The organism is Citrobacter sp. wls615, from assembly GCF_005281355.1.
GTDB classification, from domain to species: domain Bacteria; phylum Pseudomonadota; class Gammaproteobacteria; order Enterobacterales; family Enterobacteriaceae; genus Citrobacter; species Citrobacter werkmanii.
The window spans coordinates 1-16,890 of record NZ_SZXM01000027.1 but is presented as its reverse complement, the minus strand read 5'-3'; the positions used below and the strand labels follow the sequence as shown (position 1 = coordinate 16,890).

Annotated in this window: 17 protein-coding genes and 1 tRNA gene; 12 read left to right on the top strand and 6 right to left on the bottom strand. The window is 51.2% G+C overall.

Annotated features, from left to right (window positions below; translation table 11 throughout):
- Positions 1-94 precede the first annotated feature (94 nt).
- The 6 genes from FDX04_RS09725 to glmS are packed head-to-tail and all read right to left on the bottom strand — an operon-like array spanning position 95 to position 6,325.
- Entirely contained in the window at positions 95-412 is a 318-nt protein-coding gene (locus FDX04_RS09725) for a DUF4387 domain-containing protein (RefSeq protein WP_048212245.1), read from the bottom strand.
- Positions 409-1,779: an acyclic terpene utilization AtuA family protein gene (locus tag FDX04_RS09720; protein ID WP_042309692.1), complete on the bottom strand. Its 1,371-nt coding sequence runs from the start codon at positions 1,777-1,779 to the stop codon at positions 409-411. Before FDX04_RS09720 ends, FDX04_RS09725 begins: the two co-directional genes overlap by 4 nt.
- 3 nt (positions 1,780-1,782) lie before the next feature.
- Complete coding sequence (locus FDX04_RS09715; protein WP_042309690.1) at positions 1,783-3,024, bottom strand: methylaspartate ammonia-lyase; 1,242 nt, start codon at positions 3,022-3,024, stop codon at positions 1,783-1,785.
- Positions 3,024-4,469, bottom strand: a complete 1,446-nt coding sequence (locus FDX04_RS09710) for a methylaspartate mutase subunit E (protein WP_137360532.1) — start codon at positions 4,467-4,469, stop codon at positions 3,024-3,026. The genes FDX04_RS09715 and FDX04_RS09710 overlap by 1 nt, the downstream gene beginning before the upstream one ends.
- Positions 4,470-4,481: 12 nt before the next feature.
- Positions 4,482-5,876, bottom strand: a complete 1,395-nt coding sequence (gene glmL / locus FDX04_RS09705; protein WP_042309686.1) for a methylaspartate mutase accessory protein GlmL — start codon at positions 5,874-5,876, stop codon at positions 4,482-4,484.
- Positions 5,876-6,325 carry a methylaspartate mutase subunit S gene (glmS, locus tag FDX04_RS09700; RefSeq protein WP_038638933.1) on the bottom strand — a complete coding sequence of 150 codons (450 nt, stop codon included), beginning with the start codon at positions 6,323-6,325 and terminating at the stop codon, positions 5,876-5,878. The genes glmL and glmS overlap by 1 nt, the downstream gene beginning before the upstream one ends.
- A 1,220-nt stretch (positions 6,326-7,545) precedes the next feature.
- On the opposite strand from glmS, the gene cydA reads away from it, so the two are divergent.
- The 12 genes from cydA (at position 7,546) to FDX04_RS09640 (ending at position 16,825) form a co-directional block, all read left to right on the top strand.
- Positions 7,546-9,114, top strand: a complete 1,569-nt coding sequence (cydA, locus tag FDX04_RS09695; RefSeq protein WP_038638936.1) for a cytochrome ubiquinol oxidase subunit I — start codon at positions 7,546-7,548, stop codon at positions 9,112-9,114.
- A gap of 15 nt (positions 9,115-9,129) precedes the next feature.
- Positions 9,130-10,269: a cytochrome d ubiquinol oxidase subunit II gene (gene cydB / locus FDX04_RS09690; protein WP_038638939.1), complete on the top strand. Its 1,140-nt coding sequence runs from the start codon at positions 9,130-9,132 to the stop codon at positions 10,267-10,269.
- Positions 10,270-10,283: 14 nt separating this feature from the next.
- Positions 10,284-10,397 (top strand): cytochrome bd-I oxidase subunit CydX, encoded by a 114-nt coding sequence (cydX, locus tag FDX04_RS09685; RefSeq protein ID WP_061381940.1) that lies wholly within the window; start codon positions 10,284-10,286, stop codon positions 10,395-10,397.
- A complete protein-coding gene (gene ybgE / locus FDX04_RS09680) occupies positions 10,397-10,690 on the top strand; it encodes a cyd operon protein YbgE (protein ID WP_042309684.1) in 294 nt (97 codons plus the stop codon). Before cydX ends, ybgE begins: the two co-directional genes overlap by 1 nt.
- Positions 10,691-10,965: 275 nt before the next feature.
- Complete coding sequence (gene ybgC / locus FDX04_RS09675) at positions 10,966-11,370, top strand: tol-pal system-associated acyl-CoA thioesterase (protein ID WP_003831439.1); 405 nt, start codon at positions 10,966-10,968, stop codon at positions 11,368-11,370.
- Entirely contained in the window at positions 11,367-12,059 is a 693-nt protein-coding gene (gene tolQ / locus FDX04_RS09670) for a Tol-Pal system protein TolQ (RefSeq protein WP_003022976.1), read from the top strand. Before ybgC ends, tolQ begins: the two co-directional genes overlap by 4 nt.
- 3 nt (positions 12,060-12,062) lie before the next feature.
- Positions 12,063-12,491, top strand: coding sequence for a colicin uptake protein TolR (gene tolR / locus FDX04_RS09665; RefSeq protein WP_003022978.1), 429 nt, complete (start codon positions 12,063-12,065; stop codon positions 12,489-12,491).
- A gap of 64 nt (positions 12,492-12,555) precedes the next feature.
- Positions 12,556-13,812, top strand: a complete 1,257-nt coding sequence (tolA, locus tag FDX04_RS09660; protein ID WP_042309680.1) for a cell envelope integrity protein TolA — start codon at positions 12,556-12,558, stop codon at positions 13,810-13,812.
- Between the two features lie 128 nt (positions 13,813-13,940).
- A complete protein-coding gene (tolB, locus tag FDX04_RS09655; RefSeq protein ID WP_038638949.1) occupies positions 13,941-15,233 on the top strand; it encodes a Tol-Pal system beta propeller repeat protein TolB in 1,293 nt (430 codons plus the stop codon).
- A 34-nt stretch (positions 15,234-15,267) separates the two neighbouring features.
- On the top strand, positions 15,268-15,786 hold the full coding sequence (gene pal / locus FDX04_RS09650) for a peptidoglycan-associated lipoprotein Pal (RefSeq protein WP_006685431.1): 519 nt from the start codon (positions 15,268-15,270) through the stop codon (positions 15,784-15,786).
- 9 nt (positions 15,787-15,795) lie between these two features.
- Positions 15,796-16,584, top strand: coding sequence for a cell division protein CpoB (cpoB, locus tag FDX04_RS09645; RefSeq protein WP_061381936.1), 789 nt, complete (start codon positions 15,796-15,798; stop codon positions 16,582-16,584).
- Positions 16,585-16,749: 165 nt separating this feature from the next.
- A tRNA-Lys gene (locus tag FDX04_RS09640) sits at positions 16,750-16,825 on the top strand.
- Positions 16,826-16,890: the final 65 nt, after the last annotated feature.

The following is a 16,890-nucleotide window of genomic DNA, read 5'->3' as shown; positions in this document are numbered from 1 at the left end:
GACGCACGCCTGTTGTGACCAACCGCATGAATAATTCGAAGCACTGTGATACAGCTGAATTCTGTGCTCCAATGGTTGTTATTGTGTTTTTTTACTACAGGTCGAACTCAATACTTAATAATGGCGCGTGTTGCTGCGCACCATAAACATCATTGTCACCAACATTGCCGGAGATAATATCGCGCGGCATGACAATTTTTACGGCATTCGCCGGGTCAAACCAGACAATATTATGAATAAAGTCAGGCTCAACGTTATATAAACCGGCAATAAGCTGTGGCGTTAATTGTTCTGAACGCTTCACTCGCTGATAATCTTCACGGGTTTTAAATAAAATATCTAAAACCAGTTCGTACGGTCCGGCGTTTTTGGAACGAATGACTTGCGCCAGTGAACAAATTGAGTGTTTCATGCCTGAACTCCTTCTGGCGTCACCTGTTCAATGTGGAAATCAAAACGCAGCGCATCGCTCGCTTCAATCAGGTGATAGATCGAGAACTCATACACTGGACCACTCTGAATATCGGATGGCGAGAACGGGAAGGCGAGGTTACCTGCGGTCGCAATGCGATTTTCATAGCCGTAGTGCAGCAGGGTAGAGCGCACCAGCGAGCAAACGCTGTTGGCGATATCCTGCGTCGGTGCGACGACGTCCAGTAAAATCCCTAGCTCATGACCGGCGGTTTTCATCGGTTCATGGTTGCCCATCACACCGTTCTTACCGTACAGGTGGAAGGTCATACGGATACTGTCGTCAGTCAGCGAGAGGTTACGCTTAACGCTGGCCTGTACCTCTTCGAGAATGGTGTCAATTCCGGCAATCATGATCGGGTCACGCGTTCCGGCGATAGTCAGGCAGCGGAAGCCAACCTGACGTGCGCCTTCCAGTTTCAACGCATACGGCGTTTCTTCATGACGTGAACCGCTGACATACACTTCGCCCTCGTTAACCTGAGTGAAGGTGCACGCTTTCAGGTTCAGTACGCCGCCTGGCCCCGGCAGGAAGTACGGATCGGACTTCTCATACAGGGTGTGCGCCGCCGCGGAAGTTTCAGTGAACTTACGCTTGGGATTGAACGCTTTCAGCGTAAAGCCGTTGTCGTCAATGATCCCCATCGCACAATCTGAGCCAGAGCCAGGGGTGGCGGCAATGGCGGCACACTCAAGGATCTTACCGCAATGAAGCGCCAGACCTTCATCAAAGCCCTGCATAATCGGCAGCGCGGCGAAGCAGGCCGGATCGTAAGCACGTCCGCCCAGTACCACCTGCGCACCGGCTTTCAGCGCACGCTGGAAAGGCTCGACGCCCATCTGCGCGACAATGTAGGTGCTGTCTTCAATTGCCTCGTGAGTCAGTTCAGGCACAAAATCGAGCGCGGTGATTTTGCCGTTATCCAGCGCCTGATGAACGATCTCTTTGTCGACATCAGACGGGATCAGCGCCATGGAGAAGGACAGGTTTTCTTCCTGAGCAATCTCATGGATTATCTGGCGACACCACTCCAGATGCGGAGCGGCGCCTGAACCACCGGCCGTGCCAATCACTACCGGGATGTTGTTCTTAACGCCTGCCACGATCATATAGCGCAGATCGCGTTTCACACCGGCCCTGTCGGTAAACGGTTTACCCGCCCCCAGGTAGTGGGGGCCTGGATCGGAGGAACCTGCGTCAACAGCAATAAGATCCGGTGACTCTTCCATGGCTTTACGAAAACTTTCTTCCGGGAAGCCATAACCCAGGATAGCCGTAGGCGATAAGATCTTAAATGTGCGTGCCATCTCTTAATCCTTAGTTTGCAACAACGCGATGGTGCGGTTCATTTCGTTAAACACGATGTTGAGACCTTCATCGAAACCCATACCTGGTTTGACCAGCATGCGCATAGGACGCGCGGCTAGCGCGACGTGTACGCAGGTGCGAGCACTGATTTCCGTTTCGTTACAGGTACCGCCCTGATAGGCTTCCATTGCGTGTTTGTTGCAATACAGCACCGCATCAACGATGTTATGAATACCGCCCAGATCCGGGGTTTTGATCTGCACCATGTGGCAACTGCCCGCATCGGTGAAGTCCACGATGTCCTGATAGGTGTTACACCACTCATCCGCAACGATTTTCACGCCGGAACCCAGACGGGTCAGCTCTTTGGTAATAGCGGTTAACATGCGGATCTGATCCGGTTTGTTACCGGCATCCACCGGACCTTCAATGTACAGCGGCAGGCCCTGGGCTTCCGCTTCCAGGCTGGCGATATATTCAGCGCAGCGCACCGGATCCATATCGAAGATCAGACCGATAGTGCCATAGACATCAATATGCAGCGTCGGGTGATAACGCTCGCTGGTGCGCAGGCTTAAGATGCGATTAGACAACCAGCGCACATACTCACGCAGTTTTTCACCTTTAAAGCCCAGCTTCTCTTCCACGTTGTTGATCAACGCGTGCGGCAGAACGTCCACGCCTTTGAGGATCATCTTGTCGACGGCGATATAACGGTCATCACCGCTCTGACCAAATAACGGAATGGCTTCCGGGACGCATGGCAGTTGCCACTCGTCGCACACCACTTCAGTTTTCAGGCGGCCGGTCGCCAGTGCGGCCGCGTCGAGCAGTGCCTGAGACAGACCATAACGGACCGCGGTATGCAGCAGATGACCGTCGATACGCAACTGATCAAAGAAGCGGGCATTTGGCAAGAAGGCATCCACGTCACGGCCTTCCAGCAGCGGCTTGATGTGATCGTTGAGGAAAGGGATAAAGTTTTCAGCCAGGAACAGCGGGTCGCGACCGCCTGCGCCTGAATATTGCACTGCTGCGCAATCACCTACCGCCACTGCGCCGTTTTCCAGAACCAACTGCACAGAAACGCATTCACCCGCCTGGCGAACAGAGGTAAAGCCAGGTGTTACCGGGGAGCCGGTATAGATAAACCCGTCATGACCGGCGCCGTTTTTGATGGCCTGCTGATCGTCAAAATAAAATGAGGAGTAGCCAGCGGTGAAAAGGGCCTGTTTAATTTTCATTATGGTCTTCCTATTAATTTACTGTGGGATACGGCGTTGATGTCATCAATGACCATCTGGAAAGAAGGTTTACGGCCTTCGAAATGCGCGCGCTCTGCGACGTAGTCGTGGTGCAGGGCGAGAACGTCTTTCGGCAGCGGAACGGCACCGGCTTCGAGAATACGGATGGCACCTGTGTTATCGCGCACCGGCAGGATCTTCCCGGCGTTACAGGCGGCAGGGGCGAAAGGCACATCCAGCACGCCTGCTTCAAAGGCCAGCACCGTACCGCGCGCAATGTCGCCATTGCCGAGTTCAAAGACTTTTTTCAGCACCGCGCGGACTTCGCTCTTGATCAGTTCGACTTCCTGTTCCACGGCAGCACACTGCGGGAATTTCTGGTCACTGACCATGTTGAGCATCTGGCGTGAGGCTTTAAGTCCTTGGGCGTTCGCTGCCGCAGTTGGGATACCGAACGCTTCGTGAGGGCTTTTGGTGATCACTTTCGTTGCGCCCGACATACCGGCAACCGCTGCGCCCCAGGCGATAACGGAGAAGGCTTTCGCTTCATCTTCCGGGAATCCGCCCATCCACTGGTGGAAAACGGTGCTCAGTTCATAATCGTCGAAGCCGTGGTTATGGAAATATTCGTGGGACAGCTCACGCAGCGCCTGAATAGCGGCAATATCCTGCGTCAGGCTACCGACCTGACCGTAGCCGACGGTGATTGACTTCACGCCCTGTTCCAGCGCCAGCAGACCTTCAATAATCGCCACCGAGTGGGACATAAACGGCGGGATCAGGGTGCCGGTCAGCGGACCAAACGGTTCGCGGTTGATGCGAATGCCGTTCTCTTCGTACAGACCCATCAGACGATCGCAGTACTGCCAGTCGCGGATGGATTTTTCCAGGGTGACGCGTTTGGCGTAAGGGATGTTGTAAGAGATACCGCCGCCTTCGTAGCTGGTAAAGCCACTGGCCATGGCGATTTCTGCCAGCAGACGCGCATCCGGCGTCCCGTGGCGAACCTGGATCGGTTTTTCCAGCGACTCAGTCATACGGCGGCAGGCAGCAACCCCGTGATTGACGACCGGTAAACCATTCAGCTTGGAAGTTCCCGCTTCGATGGATTTCTGGATCCCGATAGCGGCTTCTTCATAGCGGTTCAGACGGGTATAGGCATCAATAGTACTTGGCAGAAGATCGCACTCTTCCTGCAACGTTTTGAGCAGTGCAATATGCTCGTCCATTAATGCCACGCCTGCGCGCGGCTGACTCAGGGTTTTACCTTCCTGATCGGCCTTCAGCAGAGCGAGGGAAAAGCGCTTCTTGTCTGGAATTGATTGCTGGTATTTCACGCCATCTTCGAAGTTCTCAACGTCTTTGCCGGTTTCCCAGGTTTGCAACACCTGATGCCTTTCGGTCATGAATTCGTCATGGGTCAATTTTTTATTTCGAAGTTCCATTCGTAGCTGCCTTTAGTTTTGTAGGGTTAAACACTGAATGCTGGTGCGAGCAGCGGCTTGCGGGTACAGCCTGGCGACGTTTGCCAGTAGAGGGAGCAGGCCATTTGAATCGCGGTAATACTCAAACTGATTCGGTAACAGAATTCTTTTACCCTGGTCGTCCAGCTCTCGGTATTTGAGCCAGTTATGGATATCGAACTGGCTGGCGCGAGAGAGCCATCCACCTGAACCGACGACTTTGCGTACGGTGGTGAGATCGCGACCCATCTGTAAATCCACGTTACCCACGCAGGTGCAAACCTGCTTTTTAGTGCCCGCGTGGCGCTCAGCGGCATAGCCCACGCATAAACCTGCCAGCAGAGTGTCGAAATATTTCTCCTCCTCGCTGAGTGGCAGGTAATCCGGCTGCCCAACCAAATGACGCAGGTAGCGGTAAAATGCTTCCTCGCGCTGCGGCTGTTGGGCGAAGATGACTTTCACCATATCCTGCGTGCTTTCTCCCACCACGACGGCGGAAACGCGCATTCCCAGGTCGCCTTCAACGGTACGTTTGACGAAAGGCTCTGGAACGCCATGCAGGACGGTATCGGGGGAGAGGGTATTCGCGCTGGCCGAATAGACATCCGTGGTGGCTCCGCCCATATCAATCAGCATGAATTCCTTCCATGCGCTGTCGTAATCGCTAATGGCTTTGACTAACTCATATACCGTCCATGGCGTCGGCATTGGCTCTTCGCCTGTTTCACCGACAATGACGTCCAGACCTTTGCCTTTCACAATGCGCGACAAAAACACATCGCAAATCGCCTGGCGCGCGGCAAACGGATTCGGGTGATCGAGGTCAGGCAGAATGTTGTCTACCGTGGTCAGATCCTTGTGCCCGAGAATCGTTTGTATTTCGTCCTGAATGTCCCGGTTTCCTGCGTAGATAATGGCGCAATCCAGCTTCGAGTCTGCCAATGCACGCGCATTCGCCAGACCGTAGCTTTCTTCTCCACCGTCTGTACCGCCGGTAAATAACAGGATGTCCGGTGGTGATGATTCCAGTTCCTGTATGTCATGACGGTTCAGCTTGTACGAATAATATTGCGCGATTTTCGCTCCTGCCGAATGGGCGGTAACTTTTGCTGATTCCAGCGTAATGGAAGGCACCAGCCCCATCGCTGCAACGGCGAGTCCACCTTTGGCCGAGGAGGAGTACTTCAACTGCACTTCACCACTTTTCAGTAACGGGCGAGCATCGGCAACATTCAGCACCTGATTCAGGCTGGCAAAAAAACCGTCTGCCAGATGATGTGTGGTGGTTGGGGTCAGGACATGGTTTACCAGGGTTAACTCCTCGCCTTCATGGGCGAAGAGGGCTGCCTTGGTCCAGGTCGAGCCGATATCGACAGAAACTGTTTGCATCAGATAGCCTCTTCCAGGCAACGCTGTTCGAGGCCATTGTGTTGGTGAATATCATTGGCGATAAGCGCGCAGACATCCTCCAGATCGTGGCTGGGGGCGAAGACGCGGTTAAATCCCATCTCTTTAAACTTCACTTCCACATCGGCGAAGTCATGTTTGCCTACAACCAGGTTGCCGCCGACGTACAGCAGAATGTCACCGAGTCCGCGTTCGATGCAGCGTTCACGTAACCCAAGGCAGTCAATGTCACCATGACCGTAGATGGAGGACACCACGATGGCATCGGCGCCTGTTTCAATCGCGGCATCAATATATTCATCCTGGCTCACCATCACCCCGAGGTTGATTACGTGAAAATCATGCGCAGTAAAAACGCGATCCAGAACTTTATTGCCTACTGCATGGCAGTCAGCACCGATGACGCCAATAACAAGTGTAGATTTTTTCATGGGTAATCCTCTGTAGGGCTGATGGTCAATAAGTGAAAATACTTTTCTAATATTCAGAGCTTGTATTGTGACAACCTTTTAATAGGGTTGGAGTTTCTGTGGAAGCGAAAAAGGAAGCAATTGATCTATTTTCAAAATATCCTGATAAAAATGATTGTTATATTTTTTATTGGAAAAATGTGTTTTTAATCATGTGCTTATATTGTGTTTTCTGTGTTGGTTTTTATTTTTTTAGAAAGTCGCGTAATAAATGACTTGCCATGTTTGTGATCAAAATCTTATTTTGTTGTGCATGCCATTCAGGTCGCGCTTTTAATAATTTCAAAAAATCTCTTCACTAAATAACTTGTGAACCATCTAACGGTTTTTTATTTATTAATCTTATATGTCACAACTATTTCTTTGTTAAATTTAGGATAAAAATGATAATGAATTGTTTTTGTCATATTTAATCTTTGCCACAGAAACGAAGAAGTAGCGTGAACGATAACTTACGGTGATGATAAAAGTGACAGGCGGACTTTCTGCGCCAGAACGTTTAATGCAATGCGTTGGTCAATGGGGTGCGTTTTCGCTTCCAGTTGAGATAGTTACATCTTGGTGTTAATTATAAGTAAAAATAAAATGAATAAATTGTATGAAATAACTATTCCACGCCTTGCCAAACAAAAAACTGTGAGCTACCCAGCAATAGTGACTCTTTATCTGCTATCAATTTTGTCTGCCTGAGCGGTTAAAAGACCGTGTAGATTTAAATAAATATTCTATCATTTGTAGTAACGACAAATACTCATTGAAAAACATGTCGTTAACATGATGTTCACTAGTCACTGTAGTGTTAAACACCATTAACAATAAATTTGAAAATTGATTTAAATCAAAGTTTAAAACTTGGAAAACAACACAAAAAGAGGTTAAATTGCCGCAGATCAAATTGGTCTGAGAGTGATAAATTAGCTATAAATTGATCACTATCGAAAAATGCAAATTTGCCTCGATAAAAACCTGTTTATTGTAAGGATTTTACGGCGTAATATAATTGCGGGATCAATTTGAGTGTTTTATTAACATGTTTGTAACTTTTCATCATTGTCGTTTCTTCAAATGAGAAGAATGAACAGCGGCGGAAGGAAGCAGATAAATTTGTATTGGGGCATGCGTGTGACCCTTTCTAACGGGGTTCACTCTCGGAGTCTTCATGCGATGAGCAAGGAGTCATGATGTTAGATATAGTCGAACTGTCGCGCTTACAGTTTGCCTTGACCGCGATGTACCACTTCCTGTTTGTGCCACTGACGCTCGGTATGGCGTTCTTGCTGGCCATTATGGAAACGGTCTACGTCCTTTCCGGCAAACAGATTTATAAAGATATGACCAAGTTCTGGGGCAAGTTGTTTGGTATCAACTTCGCTCTGGGTGTGGCTACCGGTCTGACCATGGAGTTCCAGTTCGGGACTAACTGGTCTTACTATTCCCACTATGTAGGGGATATTTTCGGTGCGCCGCTGGCTATCGAAGGTTTGATGGCCTTCTTCCTCGAATCCACCTTTGTAGGTCTGTTCTTCTTCGGTTGGGATCGTTTGGGTAAAGTCCAGCATATGTGCGTCACCTGGCTGGTGGCACTGGGTTCTAACCTGTCCGCACTGTGGATTCTGGTTGCGAACGGCTGGATGCAAAACCCAATCGCCGCGGATTTCAACTTCGAAACCATGCGTATGGAGATGCTGAGCTTCTCCGAACTGGTGCTCAACCCGGTTGCCCAGGTGAAATTTGTTCACACGGTGGCATCGGGGTATGTCACTGGCGCGATGTTCATTCTTGGCATCAGTGCTTATTACATGCTGAAAGGCCGTGACTTTGCGTTCGCAAAACGCTCCTTCGCGATTGCTGCCAGCTTTGGTATGGCGGCTGTGCTGTCTGTTATCGTGCTGGGTGATGAATCCGGTTACGAAATGGGCGACGTACAGAAAACTAAACTCGCCGCTATTGAAGCTGAGTGGGAAACTCAACCTGCTCCTGCTGCGTTTACCTTGTTCGGTATTCCCGACCAGGATAAACAAGAAAACAAATTTGCGATTCAAATTCCTTATGCGCTGGGCATCATTGCCACCCGCTCTGTTGATACACCGGTCATTGGGCTGAAAGACCTGATGGCGCAGCATGAAGAGCGTATCCGTAACGGGATGAAGGCGTATCAGCTGCTGGAAGAATTGCGTGCGGGGTCAACCGATCAGGCTGTTCGTGACCAGTTCAACAGCATGAAGAAAGATCTGGGTTATGGTCTGCTGCTGAAACGCTATACGGACAACGTCACCGACGCAACCGAAGCGCAAATTCAACAGGCAACGAAAGATTCTATTCCTCGCGTTGCGCCGCTGTATTTCGCTTTCCGTATCATGGTGGCGTGTGGCTTCTTGCTGCTGGCCATTATTGCGCTTTCCTTCTGGAGCGTCATTCGTAACCGCATCGGTGAGAAAAAATGGCTGCTGCGTGCCGCGCTGTACGGTATTCCACTGCCGTGGATTGCTGTAGAAGCAGGTTGGTTTGTCGCCGAATATGGCCGACAACCATGGGCAATCGGCGAAGTATTACCAACGGCGGTGGCAAACTCATCGTTGACAGTAGGCGATCTGCTGTTCTCCATGATCCTGATTTGTGGCCTGTATACCCTGTTCCTGGTGGCAGAATTGTTCTTAATGTTCAAGTTTGCGCGCCTCGGCCCGAGCAGCCTGAAAACCGGTCGCTATCACTTTGAGCAGTCCAATGTGACTTCTCAGCCGGCACGCTAAGACAGGAGTCGTCAAATGATCGATTATGAAGTATTGCGTTTTGTCTGGTGGCTGTTGGTCGGCATTCTGCTGATTGGTTTTGCGGTCACTGATGGCTTCGACATGGGGGTGGGCATGCTCACCCGTTTCCTCGGTCGTAATGATACCGAGCGTCGAATTATGATTAACTCCATCGCTCCGCACTGGGACGGTAACCAGGTTTGGCTCATCACCGCGGGTGGCGCTCTGTTCGCTGCCTGGCCGATGGTGTATGCCGCTGCGTTCTCTGGTTTCTATGTGGCGATGGTTCTGGTACTGGCGTCATTATTCTTCCGTCCGGTCGGTTTTGATTACCGTTCCAAGATTGAAGACACTCGTTGGCGTAACATGTGGGACTGGGGCATTTTCATTGGTAGCTTTGTTCCGCCGCTGGTAATTGGCGTGGCGTTCGGTAACCTGTTGCAGGGCGTACCGTTCCATATCGATGAGTACCTGCGTCTGTACTACACCGGTAACTTCTTCCAGTTGCTGAATCCGTTTGGTCTGCTGGCAGGTATCGTGAGCGTTGGGATGATCATCACCCAGGGCGCAACCTACCTGCAGATGCGTACGGTTGGTGAACTGCACCTGCGAACGCGTACCACCGCGCAGGTAGCGGCGCTGGTGACTCTGGTCTGCTTCGCGCTGGCCGGCGTGTGGGTGATTTACGGTATTGACGGTTATGTTGTGACCTCTGCAGTGGATCATCATGCCGCCTCTAACCCGCTGACCAAAGAAGTGGCGCGCGTTGCTGGCGCATGGATGGTGAACTTTAATAATGCACCTATCCTGTGGCTGGTTCCTGCACTGGGCGTGGTTCTGCCGCTGTTGACCATCCTGACTTCTCGTATGGAGAAAGGGGCATGGGCGTTCGTCTTCTCCTCACTGACGTTAGCCTGCATCATCCTGACTGCCGGTATCGCAATGTTCCCGTTTGTGATGCCATCCAGCACCATGATGAACGCGAGTCTGACCATGTGGGATGCGACTTCCAGTCAGCTGACGCTGAACGTGATGACCTATGTGGCACTGGTGTTTGTACCGATCATTCTCATCTACACCACCTGGTGTTACTGGAAAATGTTTGGTCGCATCACCAAAGAAGATATTGAACGTAACACCCATTCTCTGTACTAAGTAAGGAGCTAAATATGTGGTATTTCGCATGGATTCTGGGAACGCTTCTTGCCTGTGCATTTGGGATAATCACAGCCCTGGCGCTTGAGCACGTTGAATCAGGCAAAGCCGGACAAGAAGAAAGCTGATGATCAACCTTATCGCGATGGTTTATGCGGTAATGGACAAGCGCCCCTTGCGGGCGCTTTCCTTTGTGCTGGCAATCGTGTTGGCTGGCTGCATATTCTGGGACCCGTCACGTTTCGCGGCCAAAACCAGTGAGCTTGAAATCTGGCATGGTTTTCTGCTGATGTGGGCTGTCTGTACTGGCATCATTCACGGCGTTGGCTTTCGTCCTCGCGCGGTGCACTGGCAGGGCATCTTCTGCCCGCTGATCGCGGATATCGTCCTCATTGTTGGTCTGATTTTCTTCTTTTTTTGAATAAGAAACATCCTTAAATATTTATGGGCTTGCATAAGCCCATAATTTTTTACTCTCCGTTTACTTTCCCCCATTCCAAAGCACCATTCCCGCGCGTATAGTAGCGAAGTTTGAAAGCACTAACCTTTTGTTGCATTACCGGGATGTACAGTGAAGACAGCGCGATATACAACGACATTCTTGATGCATCGCGGCGGCAAAAACGCGAGTCACCAGGCGCTTACCAGGGTAAGCAACGGGTGTGAGTGGACGAAGCCAACAAAGAGGCAGTAAGAATGAATAAGTATATGTTTCGATGGCCGGTTCGTGTCTACTATGAAGACACCGATGCCGGTGGGGTGGTTTACCACGCCAGCTACGTCGCTTTTTATGAAAGGGCACGCACAGAGATGCTGCGTCATCATCACTTCAGTCAGCAGGTGCTGCTGGCAGAACGCGTAGCCTTTGTGGTACGCAAGATGACTCTTGAGTATTTTGCGCCTGCGCGGCTCGACGATATGCTCGAAGTCCAAACCGAAATTACGTCAATGCGTGGCACCTCATTGGTTTTCACGCAACGCATTGTCAACGCAGAGAACACCGTGCTGAATGAAGCCGAAGTTCTGATTGTTTGCGTTGATCCACTCAAAATGAAGCCTCGTGCGCTTCCCAAGTCTATTGTCGCGGAGTTTAAGCAGTGACTGACATGAATATCCTTGATTTGTTCCTGAAGGCAAGCCTTCTGGTTAAACTTATCATGTTGATTTTGATTGGTTTCTCAATCGCATCCTGGGCCATTATTATCCAGCGGACCCGTATTCTGAATGCCGCTTCACGTGAAGCAGAAGCATTTGAAGACAAGTTCTGGTCTGGTATTGAATTGTCACGCCTGTATCAGGAAAGCCAGGGGCGTCGTGATAATTTGGCGGGATCGGAACAAATTTTCTATAGCGGATTCAAAGAATTTGCGCGTTTGCACAGGGCAAATAGCCACGCGCCGGAAGCGGTCGTTGAGGGGGCATCCCGTGCGATGCGAATTTCGATGAACCGTGAACTGGAAACGCTGGAAACGCATATTCCATTCCTCGGCACCGTCGGCTCCATCAGTCCGTATATCGGTCTGTTCGGAACCGTTTGGGGGATCATGCACGCGTTTATCGCGCTGGGCGCGGTAAAACAGGCAACGCTGCAAATGGTCGCACCGGGTATCGCGGAAGCGCTGATTGCAACGGCTATCGGTCTGTTTGCGGCAATCCCTGCGGTTATGGCTTACAACCGACTGAATCAGCGCGTGAACAAGCTGGAACTGAATTACGACAACTTTATGGAAGAGTTCACCGCGATTCTGCACCGCCAGGCGTTTACCGTTAGCGAGAGCAACAAGGGGTAAGCCATGGCCAGAACGCGTGGACGAGGTCGTCGCGAACTTAAGTCCGAAATCAATATTGTACCGCTGCTCGACGTACTGCTGGTGCTGCTGCTGATCTTTATGGCAACCGCGCCGATCATCACCCAGAGCGTGGAAGTCGATCTGCCGGATGCGACCGAATCGCAAGCCGTCAGCAGTAACGACGAACCTCCGGTCATTATTGAAGTTTCCGGCATTGGGCAATACAGCGTGGTGGTTGAAAAAGATCGTATGGATCAACTGCCGCCGGAGCAGGTTATCGCGGAAGCGAAAAGCCGCCTGCAGACCAATCCGAAAACGGTCTTTTTAATCGGTGGTGCGAAAGACGTGCCTTATGATGAAATAATTAAAGCGCTGAACTTGTTACACAGTGCAGGCGTAAAATCGGTTGGCTTGATGACGCAGCCAATCTGATGTCTGCGTATTGCTGGCTTGAAAGATAGCGCGTAACAGGCGAACAGTTTTTTGGGAACCGAGAGTGTCAAAGGCAACCGAACAAAACGACAAGCTCAAAAGGGCGATAATTATTTCAGCGGTGCTGCATGTCATTTTATTTGCAGCGCTGATCTGGAGTTCGTTCGATGAGCATATTGATGCTTCAGCCGGCGGCGGTGGCGGTTCGTCCATCGACGCCGTTATGGTTGATCCTGGTGCCGTTGTGCAACAGTACGACAGGCAGCAGCAACAGCAGGCAAGTGCGAAACGTGCAGAAGAGCAGCGTGAAAAACAGGCGCAGCAGCAAGCTGAGGAACTTCGCGAGAAGCAGGCGGCTGAGCAAGAGCGACTGAAGCAGCTGGAAAAAGAACGTTTAGCCGCGCAGGAAAAAGTGCGCGAACAGGCGGAACAGCAGAAACAGGCTGAAGCTGCCGCCGCGAAAGCGCAAGAGCAACAGAAACAGGCTGAAGAAGCTGCGGCGAAGGCTGCTGCAGACGCGAAGGCCAAGGCGGATGCACAGGCGAAACAAGCGGCAGATGCCGCGAAGAAAGCCGCTGCGGACGCACAGAAAAAAGCTGAGGCTGAAGCCGCTAAAGCCGCCGCTGATGCGAAGAAAGTTGCCGAAGCACAAGCCGCTAAGGCTGCCGCAGACGCCGCGAAGAAAGCCCAGGCTGAAGCTGCTAAGCAAGCTGCAGCAGAAAAAGCTGCCGCCGAAAAAGCAGAAAAAGCCGCTGCCGCAAAAGCTGCTGCCGCTGAAAAAGCGGCGGCTGAAAAGAAAGCCGCTGCGGAAAAAGCCGCTGCAGACAAGAAAGCTGCCGCTGATAAAGCTGCTGCTGACAAGAAAGCTGCGGCAGATAAAGCCGCTGCTGCGAAAAAAGCGGCTGCTGAGAAGGCCGCTGCGGCCTCTGGCGTTGACGACTTGTTGGGTGACTTAAGCTCCGGTAAGAATGCGCCGAAATCAGGTGGTGGAGCGAAAGGAAGCGGTCAACCGGCGAAAGATAGTGGTACAAGTGGTGCAAATGGCGGCGCATCTGGCGCTGATATCAGTGCTTACGCCTCTCAAATTCGTAATGCGATCCAGAGCCGTCTGTATGGTGCTGATTTGTACGCGGGTAAATCTTGCGTACTACATATTAAGTTAGCACCCGATGGTCTGTTACTGGATGTGACCGAAGAGGGCGGCGATCCGGCATTGTGCCAGGCCGCGTTGACGGCTGCGAAAACAGCCAGAATTCCTAAACCGCCTAGCCAGGCTGTTTATGAAAAAGTAAAAGATGCCAAACTGGACTTTAAACTGTAATAACAACCCCTGAGAAATCGGGGGAAACAGTCTAAGGTTGAGACAGAGTTCTGGTAGTTTTGTGTATTTGAGTTTGTTAACATTCTGCTAAATTATCGTGGGCGTTCCGTCCAGATAAGGGAGATATGATGAAGCAGGCATTACGAGTAGCATTTGGTTTTCTGATGCTGTGGGCAGCAGTGCTGCATGCAGAAGTACGTATCGAGATCACCCAGGGGGTGGACTCGGCACGCCCGATTGGCGTTGTCCCATTCCAGTGGGCAGGGCCGGGTGCTGCACCTGAAGATATCGGTGGTATCGTAGGTGCTGACCTGCGTAACAGCGGTAAATTTAACCCATTAGATCGTTCTCGTCTGCCGCAGCAGCCGGGTACCGCGGCGGAAGTTCAACCTGCTGCATGGTCTGCGCTGGGTATTGATGCCGTCGTGGTCGGGCAGGTAACGCCGAATCCGGATGGCTCCTACAGCGTGGCTTATCAGCTGGTTGATACCGGCGGCGCGCCGGGTACCGTACTGGCGCAGAACACCTATAAAGTGAACAAGCAATGGCTGCGTTACGCGGGCCATACTGCCAGTGACGAAGTATTTGAAAAACTGACCGGTATTAAGGGCGCATTCCGTACCCGTATCGCGTATGTTGTTCAGACCAACGGTGGTCAGTTCCCGTACGAATTACGCGTGTCCGACTACGATGGTTACAACCAGTTCGTGGTTCACCGTTCTCCGCAGCCGCTGATGTCTCCGGCGTGGTCACCGGACGGTTCTAAACTGGCTTACGTGACCTTCGAAAGCGGCCGTTCTGCGCTGGTTATTCAGACGTTGTCTAACGGCGCTGTTCGTCAGGTCGCTTCTTTCCCGCGTCACAACGGGGCACCGGCGTTTTCTCCGGATGGCAGCAAACTGGCGTTTGCCCTGTCTAAAACCGGTAGCCTGAACCTGTACGTCATGGACATTGGTTCCGGTCAGATCCGTCAGGTGACGGATGGTCGCAGCAACAACACGGAACCAACCTGGTTCCCGGACAGCCAGAATCTGGCCTTTACGTCTGACCAGGCCGGTCGTCCGCAGGTATACAAAGTTAATGTCAACGGCGGTGCTCCGCAGCGTATTACCTGGGAAGGTTCGCAAAACCAGGATGCGGATGTGAGCAGCGACGGTAAATTTATGGTAATGGTAAGCTCGGCTAACGGTCAGCAACACATTGCCAAACAAGATCTGGTAGCGGGTGGCGTACAAGTTCTGTCGTCAACGTTCCTGGACGAAACGCCAAGTCTGGCACCTAACGGCACTATGGTAATCTACAGCTCTTCTCAGGGGATGGGATCCGTGCTGAATTTGGTTTCTACAGATGGGCGTTTCAAAGCGCGTCTTCCGGCAACTGATGGTCAGGTTAAATTCCCTGCCTGGTCGCCGTATCTGTGATAATAAATAATTGATTAATAAAGGAATCATTGAAATGCAACTGAACAAAGTGCTGAAAGGGCTGATGATTGCTCTGCCTGTTATGGCTATTGCGGCGTGTTCTTCTAACAAGAACGCCAGCAATGACGGCAGCGAAGGCATGCTGGGTGCCGGCACTGGTATGGATGCAAACGGCAGCGGCAACATGTCTTCTGAAGAGCAAGCGCGTCTTCAGATGCAGCAGCTGCAGCAGAACAACATCGTTTACTTCGATCTGGACAAGTACGATATCCGTTCTGACTTCGCTGCAATGCTGGATGCGCACGCTAACTTCCTGCGTAGCAACCCGTCTTACAAAGTCACCGTAGAAGGTCATGCGGACGAACGTGGTACTCCTGAGTACAACATTTCCCTGGGTGAACGTCGTGCAAACGCCGTTAAGATGTACCTGCAGGGTAAAGGCGTTTCTGCTGACCAGATCTCTATCGTTTCTTACGGTAAAGAAAAACCTGCAGTACTGGGTCATGACGAAGCGGCTTACTCCAAAAACCGTCGTGCCGTACTGGTTTACTAAGAGAATTGCATGAGCAGTAACTTCAGACATCATCTGTTGAGTCTGTCGTTACTGGTTGGCATAGCGGCCCCCTGGGCCGCTTTTGCACAGGCGCCAATCAGTAGTGTCGGCTCAGGCTCGGTCGAAGACCGTGTCACTCAACTCGAGCGTATTTCTAACGCTCACAGTCAGCTTTTAACCCAACTCCAGCAACAACTCTCCGATAATCAGTCCGATATTGATTCCCTGCGTGGTCAAATTCAGGAAAATCAGTATCAACTGAATCAGGTTGTTGAACGTCAGAAACAGATATTGCTGCAGATGAATAATCTTGGCAGCGGTGGCGCACCTGCGGCGCAGTCTGCGGGTGGGGATCAGAGCGGGGCGGCGACCCCTGCGCCTGATGCGGGAGCTGCGGCAACGTCAGGGGCTCCGGCACAAACTGGCGATGCGAATACCGATTACAATGCAGCAATCGCCCTGGTACAGGATAAATCCCGTCAGGATGACGCGATTGACGCATTTCAGAACTTCATCAAAAAGTACCCGGATTCTACTTACCTGCCAAATGCCAATTATTGGCTGGGTCAGTTGAATTACAACAAGGGTAAAAAAGATGATGCCGCGTTCTATTTCGCTTCGGTAGTTAAAAACTTCCCGAAATCACCTAAGGCTGCAGACGCGATGTATAAAGTCGGCGTCATCATGCAGGACAAAGGCGACACAGCAAAAGCTAAAGCGGTTTATCAGCAGGTTATCACTAAATATCCTGGCACTGATGGCGCGAAACAAGCGCAAAAACGCCTTAACGCGATGTAATGACCACCATGCGACCAGAAATCGTGTTATTTCTGGTCGCGTCGTGTGATTCCTAAGCAGTTGAGTTATTTACCTCGAAATTTTTGTTGCGCTAAAATCTGAAATCAGTAATATATGCCGCCGTTGCCAAGGGATATCAAACAGCCTGAAAGCAGCGAAAAAAGTGGGTCGTTAGCTCAGTTGGTAGAGCAGTTGACTTTTAATCAATTGGTCGCAGGTTCGAATCCTGCACGACCCACCACTAACTCAGTTAGTAAGTAGTATCCAGCGTAGTATCGGGTGATTAGCTCAGCTGGGAGAGCACCT